The 19,360-nt window shown below is 68.2% G+C and carries 16 protein-coding genes; 4 read left to right on the forward strand and 12 right to left on the reverse strand.

The annotated features are described in order from the left end of the window. The first annotated feature begins 132 nt into the window (after nucleotides 1-132). Nucleotides 133-1,983, forward strand: a complete 1,851-nt coding sequence (locus ACZ6IE_RS08265; protein WP_464607532.1) for an AMP-dependent synthetase/ligase — start codon at nucleotides 133-135, stop codon at nucleotides 1,981-1,983. A gap of 112 nt (nucleotides 1,984-2,095) precedes the next feature. Here the strand turns inward: ACZ6IE_RS08265 and def are convergent, their stop codons facing one another. Both def and ACZ6IE_RS08275 read right to left on the reverse strand, forming a co-directional pair. Continuing rightward, complete coding sequence (def, locus tag ACZ6IE_RS08270; protein ID WP_464607533.1) at nucleotides 2,096-2,587, reverse strand: peptide deformylase; 492 nt, start codon at nucleotides 2,585-2,587, stop codon at nucleotides 2,096-2,098. A gap of 73 nt (nucleotides 2,588-2,660) precedes the next feature. Beyond that, on the reverse strand, nucleotides 2,661-6,068 hold the full coding sequence (locus ACZ6IE_RS08275) for a pyruvate carboxylase (RefSeq protein ID WP_464607534.1): 3,408 nt from the start codon (nucleotides 6,066-6,068) through the stop codon (nucleotides 2,661-2,663). Between the two features lie 86 nt (nucleotides 6,069-6,154). Here ACZ6IE_RS08275 and ACZ6IE_RS08280 point away from each other — a divergent pair, with 86 nt between their 5' ends. Then, nucleotides 6,155-6,973, forward strand: a complete 819-nt coding sequence (locus ACZ6IE_RS08280; protein ID WP_077053082.1) for a ParA family protein — start codon at nucleotides 6,155-6,157, stop codon at nucleotides 6,971-6,973. 67 nt (nucleotides 6,974-7,040) lie between these two features. Here ACZ6IE_RS08280 and ACZ6IE_RS08285 read toward each other — a convergent pair whose 3' ends face one another. From ACZ6IE_RS08285 to pgsA, 5 genes are all read right to left on the reverse strand, one after another. After that, nucleotides 7,041-7,430: a VOC family protein gene (locus tag ACZ6IE_RS08285; RefSeq protein ID WP_464607535.1), complete on the reverse strand. Its 390-nt coding sequence runs from the start codon at nucleotides 7,428-7,430 to the stop codon at nucleotides 7,041-7,043. An 8-nt stretch (nucleotides 7,431-7,438) separates the two neighbouring features. After that, nucleotides 7,439-7,921, reverse strand: a complete 483-nt coding sequence (locus ACZ6IE_RS08290; protein ID WP_234991099.1) for a MerR family transcriptional regulator — start codon at nucleotides 7,919-7,921, stop codon at nucleotides 7,439-7,441. 230 nt (nucleotides 7,922-8,151) lie between these two features. After that, nucleotides 8,152-8,892, reverse strand: a complete 741-nt coding sequence (gene ftsR, locus ACZ6IE_RS08295; RefSeq protein ID WP_464607536.1) for a transcriptional regulator FtsR — start codon at nucleotides 8,890-8,892, stop codon at nucleotides 8,152-8,154. Beyond that, nucleotides 8,892-9,392, reverse strand: coding sequence for an FHA domain-containing protein (locus ACZ6IE_RS08300; RefSeq protein ID WP_464608613.1), 501 nt, complete (start codon nucleotides 9,390-9,392; stop codon nucleotides 8,892-8,894). Before ACZ6IE_RS08300 ends, ftsR begins: the two co-directional genes overlap by 1 nt. Before the next feature lie 73 nt (nucleotides 9,393-9,465). Continuing rightward, the gene (gene pgsA, locus ACZ6IE_RS08305; protein ID WP_464607537.1) at nucleotides 9,466-10,077 is read right to left on the reverse strand and encodes a CDP-diacylglycerol--glycerol-3-phosphate 3-phosphatidyltransferase; all 612 of its coding nucleotides are present in this window, start codon (nucleotides 10,075-10,077) and stop codon (nucleotides 9,466-9,468) included. A gap of 72 nt (nucleotides 10,078-10,149) precedes the next feature. Here pgsA and ACZ6IE_RS08310 point away from each other — a divergent pair, with 72 nt between their 5' ends. Beyond that, nucleotides 10,150-11,043, forward strand: coding sequence for an SGNH/GDSL hydrolase family protein (locus ACZ6IE_RS08310; RefSeq protein ID WP_464607538.1), 894 nt, complete (start codon nucleotides 10,150-10,152; stop codon nucleotides 11,041-11,043). Nucleotides 11,044-11,047: 4 nt separating this feature from the next. Next, on the forward strand, nucleotides 11,048-11,419 hold the full coding sequence (locus tag ACZ6IE_RS08315; RefSeq protein ID WP_079727712.1) for an RNA-binding S4 domain-containing protein: 372 nt from the start codon (nucleotides 11,048-11,050) through the stop codon (nucleotides 11,417-11,419). A gap of 102 nt (nucleotides 11,420-11,521) precedes the next feature. On the opposite strand, the gene ACZ6IE_RS08320 is transcribed toward ACZ6IE_RS08315, so the two are convergent. The 5 genes from ACZ6IE_RS08320 to ACZ6IE_RS08340 form a co-directional block, all read right to left on the reverse strand. Beyond that, nucleotides 11,522-13,018 carry a catalase gene (locus tag ACZ6IE_RS08320; protein WP_464607539.1) on the reverse strand — a complete coding sequence of 499 codons (1,497 nt, stop codon included), beginning with the start codon at nucleotides 13,016-13,018 and terminating at the stop codon, nucleotides 11,522-11,524. A 139-nt stretch (nucleotides 13,019-13,157) separates the two neighbouring features. Further along, nucleotides 13,158-13,595, reverse strand: a complete 438-nt coding sequence (locus ACZ6IE_RS08325; RefSeq protein ID WP_079727714.1) for a Fur family transcriptional regulator — start codon at nucleotides 13,593-13,595, stop codon at nucleotides 13,158-13,160. 96 nt (nucleotides 13,596-13,691) lie between these two features. Continuing rightward, a complete protein-coding gene (locus ACZ6IE_RS08330) occupies nucleotides 13,692-15,416 on the reverse strand; it encodes a long-chain-fatty-acid--CoA ligase (RefSeq protein WP_464607540.1) in 1,725 nt (574 codons plus the stop codon). Nucleotides 15,417-15,642: 226 nt separating this feature from the next. Further along, nucleotides 15,643-18,030: a S8 family peptidase gene (locus ACZ6IE_RS08335; protein ID WP_464607541.1), complete on the reverse strand. Its 2,388-nt coding sequence runs from the start codon at nucleotides 18,028-18,030 to the stop codon at nucleotides 15,643-15,645. 180 nt (nucleotides 18,031-18,210) lie between these two features. Further along, on the reverse strand, nucleotides 18,211-19,158 hold the full coding sequence (locus ACZ6IE_RS08340; RefSeq protein ID WP_464607542.1) for a DnaJ domain-containing protein: 948 nt from the start codon (nucleotides 19,156-19,158) through the stop codon (nucleotides 18,211-18,213). Between the last annotated feature and the right edge of the window lie 202 nt (nucleotides 19,159-19,360).

Raw genomic sequence — 19,360 nt, forward strand, 5'->3', positions numbered from 1 at the left:
GGGGGTGTGGCGGCCTGGGCAGCAGCACTCCCCGAGTGTAAACCCGCGGCCCCGCGCGCGCCATTTGGAGTCCGACCGGCGGAACACCCGTAGAGTAGAGGCACCCGATTACCTGGTACCGAAGGAGTTGCCGTGGAAAAGATCGCCACAACGTTCGTCACGCCCGCCGTCGTCCCGAAAGACCCCGACGCGAACGCGACCGACCTGCTGGTCGACCGAGTTGCGGCGACGCCCGACCGCCCCCTCTTCGCCGTTCCCGACGCGGCGGTCCCGTCCGGCTGGCGCGACATCACGGCGCGGGAGTTCCTCGACCAGGTCACGGCCCTCGCCAAAGGCTTCGTCGCGGCCGGCATCGAGCCCGGCGACCGCATCGGCCTCATGTGCAAGACGCGCTACGAGTGGACGCTCATCGACTTCGCGGCCTGGTTCGCGGGCGCGATCCTCGTGCCCGTCTACGAGACGTCCTCCCCCAGCCAGGTGCAGTGGAACCTGAGCGACTCCGAGGCCGACGCCGTCATCCTCGAGACCGCCGAGCACTTCTCACGCTTCGACGAGGTGCACCCCGAGCTGCCCCGCATCGACAAGGTCTGGCAGATCGACCTGGGAGACCTCGAGAAGCTCGCGGCGCAGGGTGTCGACGTTCCCGATGCCGAGATCGAACGACGCCGCTCGATCGCCAACGAAGACGATATCGCCACCCTCATCTACACATCCGGCTCGACCGGCAAACCGAAGGGATGCGTGCTCACCCACGCCAACTTCGTCGAGCTCTCGCGCAACGCCTACGTCGCGCTCAACGATGTGCTCGAAGACCCGGATGGCGCGTCCACCCTGCTCTTCATCACCACAGCGCACGTGTTCGCGCGCTTCATCTCCATCCTCAATGTGCACGCCGGCGTGCGCACCGGCCACCAAGCCGACACCAAACAGCTGCTGCCCGCACTCGGGTCGTTCAAGCCGACGTTCCTGCTGGCCGTGCCGCGGGTCTTCGAAAAGGTCTACAACTCGGCCGAGCAGAAGGCCGAAGGCGGCGGCAAGGGCAAGATCTTCCGCGCGGCCGCGGATTTCGCCGTCGAGTACTCGAAGGCCGGCGAGAAGGGCGAGGTGACCTTCGGCATGAAGGTCAAGTTCGCGCTCTACAACAAGCTCGTCTACAGCAAGTTGCGCGCGGCTATGGGCGGTCGCGTCAAATACGCCGTCTCGGGTTCGGCTCCGCTCGGGCCGCGGCTCGGGCATTTCTTCCACAGCCTCGGCATCGTCATCCTCGAGGGCTATGGCCTGACCGAGACCACGGCGCCCGCGAGCGTCAACCTGAGCACCAAGTCGAAGATCGGCACGGTCGGGCCCGCAATGCCCGGTGTCGGCATCCGCATCGCCGAGGACGGCGAGGTCGAGGTCTCGGGCATCAACATCTTCAAGGAGTACTGGAAGAACCCCGAAGCCACGGCCGAGGCGTTCGACGACGGTTGGTTCCGCACGGGCGACATCGGATCGTTCGACGAGGACGGATTCCTGACCATCACGGGCCGCAAGAAAGAGATCATCGTGACGGCGGGCGGCAAGAACGTAGCCCCGGCCGCGCTCGAAGACCCCATCCGCTCGAACCCCGTCGTGGGCCAGGTCGTCGTCGTCGGCGACCAGAAGCCCTTCATCTCGGCGCTCATCACGCTCGACCCCGAGATGCTGCCCACCTGGCTGGCCAACAACGGTGAAGATGGTTCGCTCTCGCTCGAGCAGGCTGCGTCGAACCCCGCCGTGCTCGGCGAGATCCAGCGCGCCATCGACGCCGCCAACGCCCGGGTCTCGCGCGCCGAATCGATCCGCAAATTCGTCGTGCTCACAACCGAGTTCACCGAGGCGTCAGGCCACCTGACGCCCAAGATGAGCATCAAGCGCCACGTGATCATGAAGGACTTCGCCGACACCGTGGAGAACCTCTACGCCGGCTCGCCCAACACGCAGGGGCACTCGATCCTGCACTAGCGGCACACATGACGAAGGCCCCGATCACCGGTGAGTGGTCGGGGCCTTCGTCATGAGAGGCACGGATGCGCGGCGGGATCGCGCGGCGCGCATGCAGAGCGCGCGGCCCGGCTCAGAACCAGTCGCTCTCGCGAACCTGCTTCATGGCTTCGCGGCGGTGCTGCTTCTCGAGCCGGTCGAGGTAGAGCATGCCGTCGAGGTGGTCGGTCTCGTGCTGCAGGGCCTGCGCCATGAGCCCCTCACCCGAGACCTCGATCTCGTTGCCGTCGACGTCGATACCGCGGACGCGCGCGAAAGGGTAGCGCGGCGTCGGGAACCAGAGACCCGGCACCGACAAGCATCCCTCGTCGACCGGTTCGGGCTCACCCGACACCTCGACCAGCACGGGGTTGATGACGTAGCCCACATTGCCGTCGATGTTGTAGCTGAAAGCGCGCAGGTTCACGCCGATCTGGCTCGCCGCCACACCCGCGCGACCCGGCAGCTTGACGCTGTCGACGAGGTCGTCGATCAAACCGCGGATGCCGTCGTCGATATTGCCGATCGGTTCGGAAGGCGTCTTCAACACGGGGTCGCCGAACAAGCGGATCTGTCGTTCTGTCACGATGTCTTTCTGTTGTCGTACTGGTCCCTCGCCCGGGGCGGTCGGTGCAGACCGAACCGCCCCGGGATGGGGACTATTCGCTGGGGGTGATGACGACGAGCAGGTCGCCCGCCTCGACCTGCTGCGTGGTCGAGATGGCGAGGCGCTCGATCTTGCCCGCGACGGGAGCCGTGATCGCGGCTTCCATCTTCATGGCCTCGATGGACGCGACGGGCTGCCCGCTCGTGACCTTCGTGCCGGGTTCGACCTTGAGCGTGACGACACCCGAGAACGGCGCGGCGACCTGGCCGGGCTTCGACGTGTCGGCCTTCTCTGCGGCCTTCGTCTCGATGGCGACGCTGCGGTCGCGCACGAAGACGGGGCGCAGCTGGCCGTTGACCATGGTCATGACGGTGCGCATACCCTTGTCGTCGGGCTCGCCGATGGCTTCGAGGCCCACGTAGAGGCGCACGCCCTTCGAGAACTCGACCACGTATTCGCCCTCGGGCTCGAGGCCGTAGAGGTAGTCGACGGTGTCGATGATCGACAGGTCGCCGAACAACTCGCGCATCTGCTCGAACTGGCGCGTGGGCGCCGGGAACAGCAGACGGTTGAGGGTGGAACGACGCTCGAGGGAGTCGCCGTCGAGTGCCGCGAGGTCATCCGCACTGACGGGGGCCACGTCGATGTTCACGTGACGGCCCTCGAGCACCTTCGAGCGGAAGGGCTCGGGCCAGCCGCCGGGAAGTTCGCCCAGCTCGCCCGCCATGAAGCCCACGACCGACTCGGGGATGTCGTACTTGCTCGGGTTCTGCTCGAAGTCGGCCGGGTCGGCGTTGACGGCCGCGAGGTGCAGAGCCAGGTCGCCCACGACCTTCGACGAGGGCGTGACCTTGGGGATGCGGCCGAGGATCTTGTTCGCCGCGGCGTACATGTCCTCGATCTTCTCGAAGTCGTTCTCGAGGCCCAGCGCGATGGCCTGCTGACGCAGGTTCGACAGCTGGCCGCCGGGGATTTCGTGCTTGTAGACGCGGCCGGTGGGGCCGGGCAGGCCGGACTCGAACGGCTTGTAGACGTGGCGCACGGCCTCCCAGTAGGGCTCGAGGTCCGAGACGGCAGCGAGCGAGAGGCCCGTGTCGCGCTCGGTGTGGGCCAGGGCGGCGACCAGAGCGGAGGCCGAGGGCTGGCTCGTCGTGCCGGCCATGGGTGCGCTCGCGACATCCACGGCGTCGGCGCCCGCGGCACTGGCCGCGAGCAGGGTGGCCAGCTGACCGCCCGCCGTGTCGTGCGTGTGCACGTGCACCGGAACGTCGAAGCGCTCTCGGAACGCCGCGACGAGCTTGGCGGCCGCCGCGGGACGCAGAAGCCCGGCCATGTCCTTGATGGCGAGGATGTGTGCGCCAGCCGCGACGATCTGGTCGGCCAGGTCGAGGTAGTAGTCGAGGGTGTAGAGGTCTTCGGCCGGGTCGAGCAGGTCGCCCGTGTAGCAGACGGCCACCTCGGCGATGGTCGTTCCCGTCTTCAGCACGGCGTCGATGGCCGGACGCATCTGCTCGACGTCGTTGAGGGCGTCGAAGATGCGGAAGATGTCGACACCCGTCGCCGCGGCCTCGCGCACGAAGGCGTCGGTGACCTCGGTCGGGTAGGGCGTGTAGCCCACCGTGTTGCGGCCGCGCAGCAACATCTGGATGTTGACGTTGGGCAGGGCCTCGCGCAGGCTCGCCAGGCGCTCCCACGGGTCTTCGCCGAGGAAGCGCAGGGCCACGTCGTAGGTGGCACCGCCCCAGGCCTCGACCGACAGGAGTTCGGGGGTGAGACGGGCGACGTAAGGCGCCACCGCGAGCAGGTCCTTGGTGCGCACGCGCGTGGCGAGCAACGACTGGTGGGCGTCGCGGAAGGTCGTCTCGGTGACGGCCAGGGCGGTCTGCTCGCGCAGCGACTTCGCGAAGGCGACGGGGCCGAGCTCGAGCAGCTTCTGGCGGGAACCGGCCGGGGCGGGCACCGACAGGTCGACCTTCGGCAGCTTGTCGATGGGCTTCACACCCGTGGGCCGCGCGCCGTTCGGCTGGTTGACCGTGACATCGGCCAGCCAGTTCATGATCTTGGTGCCGCGGTCCTTCGACTCGTGGCCCTTGAAGAGGCCCGGGCGCTCCTCGATGAAGGAGGTGCTCAGGTCGCCCGCCACGAAGTCGGGGTCTTCGAGCACGGCCTGCAGGAACGGGATGTTGGTGGACACGCCGCGGATGCGGAACTCGGCCAGGGCGCGTTTGGCGCGCGTGACGGCCGCCGGGAAGTCGCGGCCGCGGCACGTGAGCTTCGCCAACATGGAGTCGAAGTGGGGGCTGATCTGCGCACCCGGGTTGATCGTTCCGCCGTCGAGGCGGATGCCGCCGCCACCCGGCGAACGGTAGGTGGTGATCTTGCCCGTGTCGGGGCGGAAGTTCTGCGACGGGTCCTCCGTCGTGATGCGCGTCTGCAGCGCCGCGCCGTGCATGTGGATCTGGTCCTGCGTGAGCCCGAGGTCGACGAGCGACTCGCCCGAGGCGATGCGCATCTGCGACTGCACGAGGTCGACATCCGTGATCTCTTCGGTCACCGTGTGCTCGACCTGGATGCGGGGGTTCATCTCGATGAAGACGTGCTTGCCCGCGCGCTCCCCCGCCGTGTCGACGAGGAACTCGACCGTGCCGGCGTTGACGTAGCCGATGGACTTCGCGAACGCGACGGCGTCGCGGTAGAGGGCCTGGCGCAGCTCTTCGGAGATGTTCGGGGCCGGAGCGATCTCGACGACCTTCTGGTTGCGGCGCTGCACCGAGCAGTCGCGCTCGAACAGGTGCACCGTGCCGCCCTGGGCATCGGCCAGGATCTGCACCTCGATGTGGCGCGGGCGCAGAACGGCCTGCTCGAGGAACATGGTGGGGTCGCCGAACGCGCTGTCGGCTTCGCGCATGGCCTCGGCCAGCGCGGGGGCCAGCTCGTCCTTGGTGGCCACGCGACGCATACCGCGCCCGCCACCACCGGCGACGGCCTTGGCGAAGAGCGGGAAGCCCACGGCATCCGCACCCGCCAGCAATTCGTCGATGTCTTTCGAGGCGGGCGTGGATGCCAGAACGGGTACGCCCGCGGCAATGGCGTGTTCTTTCGCCGTGACCTTGTTGCCGGCCATCTCGAGCACCGAGGAGCCCGGACCGATGAACGTGATGCCGTTGGCCGCGGCCTGCTCGGCCAGGTCGGGGTTCTCGGACAGGAAACCGTAGCCCGGGTAGATGGCGTCGGCGCCCGACTCCTTGGCGACCCGGATGATCTCGGCCACATCGAGGTAGGCGCGCACGGGATGCCCGGGCTCACCGATCTGGTAGGCCTCGTCGGCCTTCAAGCGGTGCAGCGAGTTGCGGTCTTCGTAGGGGAAGACGGCGACGGTGCCGGCGCCCAGCTCATAGGCCGCACGGAATGCCCTGATCGCGATTTCTCCGCGGTTGGCGACAAGAATCTTCTTAAACATGCAGACCTTTCGGGGGGCTTCCGGGGGCGACAGCGCACAGCGAACGTTTAGGTTCTCTCAGCCTAGTAAAGGTAACGTAGACGATTGTGCATGTACTCAGCGTATCGAGCCTCAAGGGAGGCGTCGGCAAGACTACGGTCAGCCTCGGCTTGGCCTCCGCGGCGTTCGCGCGCGGCGTGCGAACTCTTGTCGTCGACCTCGACCCCCAATCCGACGTGTCCACGGGCATGGACATCGCCCTCGCGGGCCGCCTGAACGTCGCCGACGTTCTCGCCTCGCCCAAGGAGAAGGTGGTCCGTCAGGCCATCGCCCCCTCCGGCTGGACGAAGACCCACCCCGGCACCATCGACGTCATGATCGGCAGCCCGTCCGCCATCAACTTCGACGGCCCGCACCCGTCGATCCGCGACATCTGGAAGCTCGAAGAAGCGCTGGCGCACGTCGAAGCCGACTACGACCTCGTGCTGATCGACTGCGCCCCCTCACTCAACGCACTCACGCGCACGGCCTGGGCCGCCAGCGATCGCGTGTCGGTCGTCACCGAGCCCGGCCTCTTCTCGGTGGCCGCCGCCGACCGCGCCCTGCGTGCGATCGAAGAGATCCGCCGCGGGCTCAGCCCCCGCCTGCAGCCCCTCGGCATCATCGTCAACCGCGTGCGTTCGCAGTCGCTCGAGCACCAGTTCCGCATCAAAGAGCTGCGCGACATGTTCGGCCCGCTCGTGCTCAGCCCGCAGCTGCCCGAGCGCACGTCGCTGCAGCAGGCCCAGGGTGCGGCCAAGCCGTTGCACATCTGGCCCGGCGACAGCGCGCAAGAGATGGCGCACAACTTCGACCTGCTGCTCGACCGCGTGCTGCGCACCGGCCGCGTGGGCGAATACGCCGAGCTTCCCGCTTCGGCGAAGTAACCACCGCTCCCCTGCCGCAGCCGGCGGTTCGCCGCTCGCTAGCACCTGCCCACGCTGGCAGGCAGCTTCAGCGTGCGATCTCCCAGACGTAACCGCTCGGGTCGCGGAAGCTGGCCGTGCGAATGCCCCAGGGACGATCCATAGGGCCGTTGAGGAGTACCACTCCCCGGGAGACGAGTTCGGCGCACCGCTCGTCGACATCGTCGACCGGGATGGTGAACTGCATGCGCGGGTTGTCGTTCGACGTGCCCACGTCGGCCGGATGGACGAGTTCCTCGGCCGCTTCGACCTTCAGCAGGTTGATGAGCGTGTTGTTGAACGAGAAGACGGCCGAGTCGTCGTCGAGGAACATGACCTCGAGGCCGAAGGCCGTGCGATAGAACTCGATCGAATCGACGAGGTCGTCGACGAACAGGGTGATGGCGGAGATGGCGGGTGGCCAGGCATCCGCAGTCATCGTGGAGCCTAAGCGCTCCGGGCAGCGCGGCGCGCGGCGAGCTCGTCGGACGGGTCGAGCGTTTGCGGGTCGAACTCGACGAGCGTCGTCTCGACCTCGCGCAGGACCTTGCCGACCGCGATGCCGAAGACGCCCTGGCCGCGGCTGACGAGGTCGATGACCTCGTCGTTCGACGTGCACAGGTAGACGCTCGCGCCGTCGGACATGAGCGTGGTCTGGGCCAGATCGTTGACGCCGGACTCGCGCAGCTGGTTGACGGCCGTGCGGATCTGCTGCAACGAGATGCCCGTGTCGAGCAGGCGCTTGACGAGCTTCAGGACGAGGATGTCGCGGAAGCCGTAGAGCCGCTGAGAACCCGAACCCGCTGCACCGCGGATGGTGGGCTCGACGAGCCCCGTGCGTGCCCAGTAGTCGAGCTGACGGTAGCTGATGCCGGCGGCGCGAGCGGCGACAGCGCCGCGGTAACCCGCCTGGTCGTCGCGCTCGGGCATGCCGTCGGTGAAGAGCAGCCCGAGACCGTAGCGAGCGTCGTCGTTCGACGACCCGCCGTCGTCGGCACGGTCGCCGTTGGCGCTGATATCGATCACCGTGAGCCCTTCTGAAGATGTCGCGGGGTTTGTTCCGCTGAGACAACGCTACCCATGCGGGCACCCGAGTACAACGACATCCGCATTCTGCGTTTCGGCGTGTCGAGTCACCGTGATGCTTCTGTGATAAATCGCTATCGATCGAAGCGCGTGAGGGCGGCTCGGATGAGGCTCGACCGCACGACCTCGAGCTGCCCGGCGATCTCACCCGACAGCTCTTGAGCCTTGGCACGGCTGGTGGCGTCTTGGCGCGTGGAGAGCGGGAGCAGGGCGCTTTCGACCATGCCGACCTCGCGCTCGGCGGCCCCACGATAGCCGCGCAGGTGGCGGGGCTCGATGCCATAGCGCTGCAGGGCGACGAGCGCGCGCAGCACGGAGATGGCCTCTTCGCCGTGGAACTCGGCGGGCTGGATGAGGTTGGCGCTCACCGCAGCGGTGAACAGCGCGGCCGAGGCACCCGTGTCGCGCATCAGGTCTTCTCGGCTGTAGCGGCGGCCGGCCGGGATGATCGTGGAGACCGCCGCGAGGGGTGTGCCACCCGGGAACACCGGGGCGCGGCCCTCATCGAGGTCGGCGAGATATTGACGGATGACCTTGAGCGGCAGGTAGTGGTCGCGCTGCATGGACAGGATCAGCCGCAGCCGCTCGACGTCGACCGGAGAGAATTTGCGGTAGCCCGATTTGGTGCGCGACGGCGAGACCAGACCCTGCTCTTCGAGGAAGCGCAGCTTCGAGTTGGTGAGGTCGGGAAACTCGGTCGTGAGGCGCGCGAGCACTTGGCCGATGCTGAGCAGCGGCCCGCCCGCAGCCTTCGACGGGGACGAGGGTTTGCCCTGCGCTGACGGCTTCCCCTGCGCTGCCGGGGCGGCCGACATCAAGCGTCCGACGAATGAGTGGTGTCGGACTTGATGGCATCGGACTTGATGACATCGAGCCGCGACGGGTAGTACGTGAGGCGGAACTTGCCGACCTGCACCTCGCCGCCATCGACGAGGATGGCGGAGTCGATGCGCTTGCCGTCGTAGTAGGTGCCGTTGAGCGAGTTGAGATCGCGGATCTCGAGCTTGCCCTCGTGACGCACGAACTCGGCGTGACGGCGAGAGACCGTGACATCGTCGAGGAAGATGTCGGCGTCGGGGTGACGGCCGACCGTCGTGACATCGGCGTCGAGCAGGAAGCGTGCCCCCGCATTGGGACCGCGGCGCACGATGAGAAGAGCCGAACCGGCCGGAAGGGCCGCGATCGCCTCTGTCTCCTCTGAGGTGACGCCGGCGTCGATCGCGGCCAACGCCGCACCGAACTCAGCGCTGAAACTCGCCGTCGTGTCGCCGTCTACGCCCTGCCCGGAACGCCCCTCGGGGGCGGGCACGCGCAGGTAGACACTGGTCTGCGGGTTCTTATCCTCGTGATGTGACACCTGGAACCTCCTCGGATTCAAGCGTATCCGATCAGACTGTCGTTCGTGTCTGCGGATTTCGGGAGAGTGCGATGGTCTGCCTGAGATAAAGCAGCCCGGCCCACCAGTAAAGCACTGCTCCGACGATGGAAAAAATCAGCCCGAACGGCTGAACCCAGGGTGCCACATCGGGCAGGGCTGCCGCGAGCATGAGCACCGGGAATCCGACCATGAGGCAGGCGGTGGCGAACTTTCCTACCCAGTTCACAGGGAAGGCGCCGTGACCCCGCCGGGCGAGCAGGATGGCGACGACGATGAGCATGACATCCCGAGCCAGGATGACCGCGACGAGCCACCAGGGAATGAGCGAACGGATGGCCAGGCCGAGCAGTGCCGCGAGGATGTAGAGGCGGTCGGCGGCGGGATCGAGCAACTGCCCGAGACGGGACACCTGGTTGAGCTTGCGGGCCAGGAACCCGTCGAGGAAATCGGTGATGCCCGAGACCGCGAGCACGACGAGCGCCCAGATGTCTTCGCCCTCGACGAGCAGCAGGAGGAAGACCGGAACGAGCGCTAAGCGAAGAAAGCTCAGGAGGTTGGGGAGGGTGAGGATGCGGTCACCCACCTCGTTCGTCTCCCGCTCGAACTTCTCGCCCTCAGCCATCCCTCGATTGTAGAGCCTTGAGGCGTGTGTGCTCAGGTCGCGAACGCACCAAGCGCGACGTACTCTGTGTGAATGACCCGCACTCCCGAGCGCCCGACCCGACGGGTGCTTCCTCGCTTGGCGTCGCGCTGGGCGACGCGCACCCCCGTCTTCAAGGCCACGGCACTCGGCATCCTGGGTGTCGGGCTGGTCGCGAGCGCGCTCGTCGGCGTGGCGACGAAGGGACCGGCTGCGACGACCGCGGCGGGTGGACCAGACGCGGTCGTGGCAGCATCCGAGGGCGCCCTGCAGACCATCGGCTTCGGCCAGGCCTGGAACCGCATCGCCGAGACCGACCGCCCCTTCGTGGTGACCGTGCTGGGCGATTCGACGGGTGACGAGCCGGGCGAATGGGTGGACGTCGCCATGCGCCAGATCGCGACCGAACAGAATCGGCCGCTCATCATGCACCCGTGGGACAACCAACTCGTCGGCTACCTTCCCGAGGTGCTGCACAACGCCGGAGCACCGGGCGCACCCCTCATCGTGTGGAACGGTTCGGCGCGCGGCAAGACCCCCGCCTATTCGCTCGCACATCTCGCGGTCATGGCCCCCGAGAAACCCGATGTGGTCATCGTGAACCACGGGCTGAACAACGTGCGCAACCCGGCCGACGTGGGCCAGCAGCTGACCGCGCTGCTCGGCACCATCAACGGGCAGTGGCCCGCGAGCGTCGGGTATGCGGCCATCCTCGAGAACCCGCGCTTCGACGAATGGGCTTCGGCACACGCTCAGGTCATCGACACCGTCACCGGGTGGCTGCGCGCCAACCCGACCGTGCTCGCGATCGATGTGCATAGCGCCTACGAGGCGACGGGCAACGCCATCGGACTGTTGCTGCCCGACCACCTGCATCCCTCGCTCGAGGGCTCGGCGCTGACCGCGGCGACCGTGCTGAACGCCATCAAAGACCCGTCCGAGGGCTGATCGGATGGCGGAGCTCACGAGTGCCCGCATCGACGCGTGGCTGTGGGCCGTGCGTGTGTTCAAGACGCGATCGGCCGCGACCACGGCCTGCCGCGCCGGACACGTGCGGTTGAACGGCGACCGCGCCAAGGCTGCGGCGCTCGTGCGGCCGGGCGACGAGATCCGCGTGCGCACGGGTGAGGGTGACCGCACCGTCATCGTGCAGCGCCTGCTGGTGAAACGCGTGGGCGCGCCCGTTGCGCAGGAGGCCATGATCGACCGCACTCCTCCCCCGGTGCCGCGCGAAGAACGCGCGAGTGTGGGTGAACGCGACCGAGGGGCCGGGCGGCCGACGAAGCGCGATCGACGCGAGATCGAGCGGTTGCGCGGACACTAGGCCGCGGACGCAACGACAGAAGCCCGAGCCGACGTGGTCGGCCCGGGCTTCGCTCCTGCACAGGAGATCGGGATACGGCGCGGCGGGCGCGCCACGGCACTGCTAGTTGGGGATGCCGGCACTCTCAGGCGTCTCGTCGGCGCCGGGTGCGCTCGGCTCGAGCAGGATCGCGACGCGGCGCGCCAGGTTCTGGTCGACGTTCGTCCAGTACTGCAACACGCGCTCGCGCAGACCCGGCATGGTGACCTTGGACACGTGGCCCGCGATGTTGTGGGCGAGACGCTCGCGCTGCTCGTCATCCATCACGTCGCGCACCAGGGTGCCGGCCTGGCCGAAGTCGTCGTCCTCGGCGTGCAGCGTGGCGGCCGAACGCATGAGCACGCCGTCGTTCTGCCAGCCGTCGCTCTCGGCCGCGCGGGCCGGGTCGGCGTGGGCGCCACCGAAGGAGTTCGGCGCGTAGACCGGGGTGTCTGCCGACGCGAAGTCGTAGCGCATGGCGCCTTCCTTCGAGTAGGTGTGCACGGGCGACTTGGGCGCGTTCACGGGCAACTGCGCGTGGTTGGTGCCCACACGGTAGCGGTGCGCGTCGGCGTAGCTGAAGATGCGCGCGAGGAGCATCTTGTCGGGGCTGGCCGCGATTCCGGGCACGAAGTTCGAGGGCGCGAAGGTGGCCTGCTCGATCTGCGCGAAGTAGTTCTCGGGGTTGCGGTTGAGCGTCATGGTGCCGACCTCGATCAGCGGGTAGTCGCCCTTCGGCCAGACCTTGGTGAGGTCGAAGGGGTTGAACCGGTAGGTCGCGGCATCGGCGTAGGGCATGATCTGCACCGACAGCGTCCAGCTCGGGAAGTCGCCGGCCTCGATGGCCGTGTGCAGGTCGCGGATGTGGAAGTCGGCGTCCTCGCCCGCGATCTGGTCGGCGTCGGCCTGCGACAGCACCTTGTGGCCCTGGTTGGTGCGGAAGTGGTACTTGACCCAGAACTTCTCGCCCGCGGCGTTGATCCACTGGTAGGTGTGCGAGCCGAAGCCATCCATGTTGCGCCACGAGGCGGGCAGGCCGCGGTCGCCCATGAGCCAGGTCACCTGGTGGGCGGTCTCGGGCGAGAGCGTCCAGAAGTCCCACTGCATGTTGTGGTCGCGCAGGTGCGAACCCGGCAGACGCTTCTGCGAGCGGATGAAGTCGGGGAACTTGATGCCGTCACGCAGGAAGAACGTGGGCGTGTTGTTGCCGACGAGGTCGTAGTTGCCCTCTTCGGTGTAGAACTTGAGCGCGAAACCGCGGGGGTCGCGCCACGTGTCGGGGCTGCCCTGCTCGCCGGCCACGGTCGAGAAGCGCGCGAGCATCTCGGTGCGGGCGCCGGGCTGGAACAGGCCGGCACGCGTGTAGGCGCTCACGTCGTGCGTGGTCTCGAAGACGCCGAAGGCGCCGCCACCCTTGGCGTGCACGACGCGCTCGGGAATGCGCTCGCGGTTGAACTGGGCGAGCTTCTCGACGAGGTAGTGGTCGTGCAGCGGAATGACGCCGTCGGCGCCGACAGCCTGCGAGTGCTGGTCGCTGGCGACGGGGGCTCCGGAATTCGTGGTGGTGAACTTCTCGGTCACGGATTCTCCTTGTGTGTGGGGTGGCACGCGCGACCAGATGGCGGCGTGGAAGGTTGCGGGTGTTTTCAGACTGTCAGCGGTCGGTAGCCGCACGCTGATGGGTGGCGGTGAAGAACCAATGAATCGAGGATGCTTCGCGTCAGGCCGAGGCGAGCGACTCTCGATCGGCGGCGGCGGCGCACGCGGCGCACAGGCCCTCGAAGGTGACCTCGGCTCGCGTCAGCACGAAACCGCTCGCATCGGAGGGCGTGAGGCACGGTGCGTGCCCGACGACGCAATCGATGTCGGCCACGGCTCCGCAGCCCGAACAGACCACGTGATGGTGGTTGTCTCCGACGCGGGACTCGTAGCGCCACGGCGAACCTGGGAATTCGACGCGCCGCACCAGCTCGGCCTCGGTGAAGGCCGCGAGCACGTTGTAGACGGCCTGCAGGCTCGTGCCCGGCAGCGTCTCGGCGACGCGCTGGTAGACCTCTTCGGCCGTGAGATGGCCCGGCTCGCGAAGCACCTCGAGGGTGGCGAGCCGCGGGGCGGTGACACGCAGGCCAGCCTGTTGCAGTCGCTCCGAATCGGTCATGAGACGACGCTAACAGTTATTTTGAATGATTCAAAAACGCGCTGGTCGGGGCGGCGTGTCGGTGCCGCCCCGACCAGCGCCGGGGATCAAACGGGGTCAGGAGTCGCGCGAGGCCTTCGAGCGCTTGCCCGCCGAGATGAGATCTTCTCGCACCTTGCGGCGCAGGACCTTTCCGATGAGCGATGTGGGCAGCTCCTCGACCTGCACGATGCGCTTCGGCACCTTGTAGGAGACGAGCGTGCGGCGGGCGAAGTCGCGCAGGCCACCCGTATCGAGCACGGCACCGGGCTTCAGGACGACGGCGGCCGAGACATCTTCGCCACCGCTGGCCCGCGGCAGGCCGACGACGGCCACCTTGACCACGTCGGGATGCTGCATGAGCACCTCTTCGACCTCGGAGGGCGACACATTGAAGCCGCCCGTGACGATGAGCTCTTTGACGCGGTCGACGATCGTGACGAAACCGTCGTCGGAGACATGCACGATGTCGCCCGTGCGGAGCCAGCCGTCGGCCAGGAGCGTCTCGGCCGTCTCGTCGGGGCGGTTCCAATAGCCCTGGAAGACCTGGGGACCGCGCAGCAGCAGCTCGCCCTCCTCGCCCTGCGGCCGGTCGACACTCGGGTCGGCGGGGTCGACGACGCGGATCTCGGTGCTCGGAAAAGGCACGCCGACGGTGCCGGGGCGGCGGCTCGGGCCGATGGGGTTGCCGAGCGCGACGGGCGAGGTCTCGGTCATGCCGTAACCCTCGACGAGCAGGCCGCCCGTGACGCTCTCCCAGCGCTCGACGGTCTGCGCCGGCAGGCTCATGGCGCCCGAGATCGCGAAGCGCACGCTCGAGAGGTCGATGCCGCGGTGCTCGGCCGTTCGGGCCAGCTGGTCGTAGATGGGCGGCACGGCGGGCAGGAACGTGGGCGGGTTCTTCTTGGCGGCCTCGAGCACGAGATCGGTCGTGAAGGTCGGCAGCAGCACGAGGCGCGCGCCGATGCTCATGGCGAACGTGAGGCACAGCGTGAGGCCGTAGGCGTGGAACATGGGCAGCACGGCGTAGAACACCTCGCCGCCCTCGGTGAGGCCCGGCACCCAGGCGCGGCCCTGCATGGCGTTCGAGTAGAGGTTGCGGTGCGTGAGCATGGCGCCCTTGGGACGGCCCGTCGTGCCCGAGGTGTATTGCAGCACCGCGAGGTCGTCGACGGCGGGCTTCGGATGCTTGCGCTTCAACGACCCCTTCGACAGCAGTCGATCCCACGCGATGTGGTTCTTGGTCGTGGGCGCCGTGCCGAGCTTCGCGCGCGCCTCTCGCGCCTTCTTGATGGGCAGCTTGAGCGCCAGGCGCTGCGACTGCGGCATCTCGGTGGTGATGTCGACCGAGATGACGGCGTCAAGGGCCAGGTCGGAGGGGAACGTGGCGAGCGTGTCGACGACCTGCTGCCAGGCGATCACGACGCGGGCGTTGTGGTCTTCGAACTGGTGGCGCAGCTCGCGCGCCGTGTAGAGCGGGTTGTGCTCGATGACGATGGCGCCGAGGCGCAGGATCGCGTAGAAGGCGACGACGTGCTGGGGACAGTTGGGCAGGATGATGGCCACCCGGTCGCCCTTCTGCACGCCGAGTCGACGCAGGCCCTCGGCGGCGTGGTCGATCTGGCGCCCGAGCTCGCGGTAGCTCGTGGTGCGGCCGAAGAACTCGAGGGCCGTGGCCTGGTCGTAGCGGTGCACGCTGCGGAACACCATGTCGACGAGGGACCCGTCGGGCTCGTCGATGAGATGCGGGACGTCGGGTGCATAAGACGAGAGCCAGGGCTTCTCGCTCAACCAATCGGACACGGACGGGCCTCCTTGCGGGTCGGGTCGCGCCAGGGGATGCGCTTTGCCAATTATCTGGGTATCGGCTGGCCGAACCCTGTGCGCTGGCGAGGGGTTGCGCGACGAAGGGGTGTTCCGGAAAGAATCCGGAACACCCCTTCGGTGATCAGCCTCGAAAGTGCTGCGATCGCGGAGTCAGCATGACGTCAGTGTCTCCGCGACCGCCGCCCCTGGAGGCGGTTCGCGATCAGGCCTTCGTGCGCTCCACGGAACGGCGACGCGCGAAACCGGCGAACAGCAGGCCGAGAGCGGCGAACAGGGCCGCTCCCCCGACGAGGAGCGAGACATCCGCACCCGTTGCCGGGAGGGAACCCGAGCCGTTCGAGGCAACCGGGGCGCCGGCCGCCGGCGCCGGGTCGACACCCGGGGCGGTCGGCAGCGGGGTGGCACCGTCGGTGGGAACCGGCGTGGGCTCGGGAGCGACAACGGCCGTGTCGACCGAGAACGCGACACCCGCCGAGTAGGCCGATACCTGCGAACCGTCGGTCTGCAGGGCGTAGGCCAGGAAGTCACCGTCGGGAAGACCCGTGAAGGTCACCGAGAAGGAGCCGTCGGCACCCGCGGTCGTCTGCCCGTAGACCCAGCCGACTGCCGGGTCGAAGGGGACGTCGGCGGCGGCCTGGTCGGCCGAGGTCGACGACGAGCTCTTGGCGGCGGCCGGGGTGGCCTGAGCCTTGCGCGTGACGGGTCCCTCGGGGAACTTGACCGAGTCGTAGAGCTCGACCTGGACCGTGGCGCCCGGGGCGCCCTTTCCGGTCACGGTGACGGAATCGGCCGTGACGACCTGGTCGACCGTCGGGGCGGCCAGCGTGGGAGCCGCGAGCGTGAACGCCGTCATGGTGACGGTCGCCGTCTTGCCCGAGGTGCCCGTTGCGGTCAGCGGGTATTCGCCGTCGGCCGCACCCGCGGGCAGGTTGACCGAGGTGGTGACGCGACCGAGCGCGTCGGCGGCGACGGTCTTGGCGACCTGCGTGCCGACCGTGAACGTGACCTGCTCGTTGGGCTGGAAGCCGTCGGCGACGACACCGAAGAGCGTGCCGGGCTTGACGCGCTTCGACTGGACGCCGATGCTCGCCTCGGTGGCCGCACCCGGTGCGACACCGGCGGCTGCGGACGCATTGACCATGCCCGCGCCGTAGAAGTCGCGGGGCTCAGCACAGCGCGTGTCACCCGTGGGGCACGCGAGCGGGGTGGCCTGGCTCTTCAGCAGCTGCTCGAGCTGGGCGGGCGTCGCGGACGGGTTGGTTGCCGCGAGGAGAGCGGCGACACCGGCGACGTGCGGGGAGGCCATCGACGTGCCGTTCTTGCTGCCGTAGATGTCGCCGGCGGCGTTTGCGGTGATGGTCGACCAGATGCCCGAACCGGGGGCGGCGACGTCGATCTTGTCGCGGCCGTAGTTCGAGAACGAAGACTTCGAGATGGCGCCGGTCGACGGCGTCAGCGCGAGCGATGCGACCGAGACGACACCCTCGACCTCGGTCGGGATGTCGAGGCACCCGGCGTTGATCGGGCGGTCGGGCACGGGCGTGGTGTCGTTAGGGCTGTCGGTGTCGATCGTCTTTTTGGCGAGGTCGTAGTCCGAGTTGCCGGCAGCGGCGACGTTCAGAACGCCCTGGTCGGTGGAGTACTCGACCGCGCGACGGACGGCTTCGAGGCCGGCCTTCTGGTCGGCGGCGTCGGTGCACCAGAACTGCCACGGGTCGACGTAGTAGCTGTGGTTGGCCACGTCGATGCCGTGCGTTGCGGACCACATGAACCCGCAGATGGCGTATTCGGGGTAGATGAAGCCGTCATCGCTGACGACCTTCACCGAGGCGAGCTTGGCTCCGGGGGCGACACCCACGACACCCGCGCCGTTGTCGGCGGCCGCGATGGTGCCGGCGACGTGCGTTCCGTGGTCGCTGGTGGTGGGGACCCAGGCGGACTGCGCCGTGTTGGGCACACCGTTGGTGGTGCAGCCGACGGAGGCCGCGGCATCCACCTGACCCGCGAGGTCGGGGTTGGTGATGTCGATGCCCGAGTCGACGACGCCGACGAGGACGCCGTCGCCCGTTTCGGCACCGTGGGCGCTGATCGAGCCGATGGCGACCTGATCCCACTGGTTGCCCTCGGTCGGGATGCCGGGAATGGCATCTTCGACGCTCGGCTGGTGGATCGACAGCGTCCCGGGCGTGCCCGTTGCAGCCCCCTCGGTGACCGCGGCCGTGCGGGTGGGACCGGCGGACTCGACGCCGGCCGCAGCCTGCACCGTGCCCTGGAAGGCGGCGCTCGTCGACTGGGCGACCGTGACACCGATCTCGGGATAGGTCATGACGATCGTGCCGCCCGCTGCCGTGACGGCGGCCGTTGCGGCGGCGATGCCCTCAGCCCCCGTTGCGGTGTTGACGACATAGTTCATGAGTTCGCCGTCCTTGACCGCGACGGCGGTCGGGGCGGCGGCTGCGGTGGTGGTCAGTTGTGCGCCGGTGGTCGCCGTCCCGGCGAAGGCACCCGTTGCCGGTGCCAGGCACAAGGCCCCCGCCACCGCAAAAGTCAGCGCGCCTGAGGCGAGCCGAGATTTTCGTTCAATCTTCACTGATGTTCCCCTCGGAAGAGCCGCACACCGTGCGCGGCATCCCCCCACAATAGGGGTCATCATGTTTCGGTTATATAAAACTTTTCATAAAAACGAAGGGATGCTCGCCCTCGATTGGGTGTCATAACAAAATGATGCTCTTATGCGGCCTCTGGCGGTCGAATCTCACTCATCGGCGCGTCAGACGAAGCGGACGGCCGCCTGCAGGCGCGTGCGCACCTCGAACGATTCGGTGCCGCCCACGATCGGCGTGTCGGCCGAACCGGCTCGCAGGAAATGCGGCAGGCGCGACCGACCGAGCACGAAGGCCTCGGGCGAACGCGCGCGGCCGACCTCTTCGAACTCGGTCTCGAGCGAGCCGTCGGGCACGATGATGGCGACGCCCGTGAACTTGACCCGGGCCGTGCGCCCGAGCGCCCGCGCCGAGCGCACGAGGGAGCGGATGGGCTGCTCGCGATCGCCGAAGTTCTCGCCCGTCACTTCGCCGCGCGATACGGACACGCTGCCACCGCGGTCTTCCGAACGCAGGGCGTAGAGACCTGTCGGGCCGAGCACGACGTGGTCGATCTTGTCTTCGTCGCGGCCGGGGTCGACATCGTTCCACACCGTGAAACCGATGCCGAGATCGGCGAGCACGACCGAGGTCTCCTCCTCGGCGATGGCCTTGGCAAGCGTCAGCCGGATCTCGAGCGGCGCCGAGCGCACGAGCGCGGGATCGTAGGGATCGGGCAGGTCGGGGCCGCGGCCCGCCCACTCGCGGATGAGGCGCAAATAGGTCTCGCGCGCGGCGCCACCGGGGTGGCCATAGAGACGGGCGCGGGGACGCGTGTGCTGCTGGCGGCTGGTGCTGCCGGAGCCCGACGCCCACGCGGACGACGAACCGTCGGTGGGCCAGGCGGCGGAACCGCTCGGCGACGAGGCCCCACGGTCGTAGGCGGCACGGTCGTCGGGGTCCCCCACCCGCTGCCACGCACGCTGCACGGCCGCGAAACGCACGGCGTCTCCCCCGGTGTCAGGATGCGTCTCGCGCAGTTTGCGGCGGTAGGCGCGGCGCAACTCGTCATGATCGACCGTGGGCGCGACACCCAGCACCTGGTAGGGCGTGACCTGAGCGGGTGACTCGGGCATCAGGTCGTCCTCCGGGGTGGGTGCGCGGCTGGCTTTCGGGATGGGCGTCGCCCGGATGCGTGGTGCGTGCCGCACAGACGGGAGCCGTGAGAGCCGCTCGGCCGCCGCGGCGCTCGCCAAAAACGATACCGGGCGAAACTGGCGACCCGGTGATAGGAGGACCCCCGGCATCCGGTTCTCAGGATGCTTGCAGCGAACGTGC

It is taken from the genome of Okibacterium sp. AC114, from assembly GCF_979253355.1.

Bases quoted from the DNA above. Each gene is read 5' to 3' on its own strand.
- ACZ6IE_RS08275 (WP_464607534.1), bottom strand. From the start codon at position 6,068: ATGTTTAAGAAGATTCTTGTCGCCAACCGCGGAGAAATCGCGATCAGG.
- ACZ6IE_RS08290 (WP_234991099.1), bottom strand. From the start codon at position 7,921: ATGCCCGAGCGCGACGACCAGGCGGGTTACCGCGGCGCTGTCGCCGCT.
- ACZ6IE_RS08310 (WP_464607538.1), top strand. From the start codon at position 10,150: ATGACCCGCACTCCCGAGCGCCCGACCCGACGGGTGCTTCCTCGCTTG.
- ACZ6IE_RS08325 (WP_079727714.1), bottom strand. From the start codon at position 13,595: ATGACCGATTCGGAGCGACTGCAACAGGCTGGCCTGCGTGTCACCGCC.
- ACZ6IE_RS08315 (WP_079727712.1), top strand. From the start codon at position 11,048: ATGGCGGAGCTCACGAGTGCCCGCATCGACGCGTGGCTGTGGGCCGTG.
- pgsA (WP_464607537.1), bottom strand. From the start codon at position 10,077: ATGGCTGAGGGCGAGAAGTTCGAGCGGGAGACGAACGAGGTGGGTGAC.
- ACZ6IE_RS08285 (WP_464607535.1), bottom strand. From the start codon at position 7,430: ATGACTGCGGATGCCTGGCCACCCGCCATCTCCGCCATCACCCTGTTC.
- ftsR (WP_464607536.1), bottom strand. From the start codon at position 8,892: ATGTCGGCCGCCCCGGCAGCGCAGGGGAAGCCGTCAGCGCAGGGCAAA.
- ACZ6IE_RS08340 (WP_464607542.1), bottom strand. From the start codon at position 19,158: ATGCCCGAGTCACCCGCTCAGGTCACGCCCTACCAGGTGCTGGGTGTC.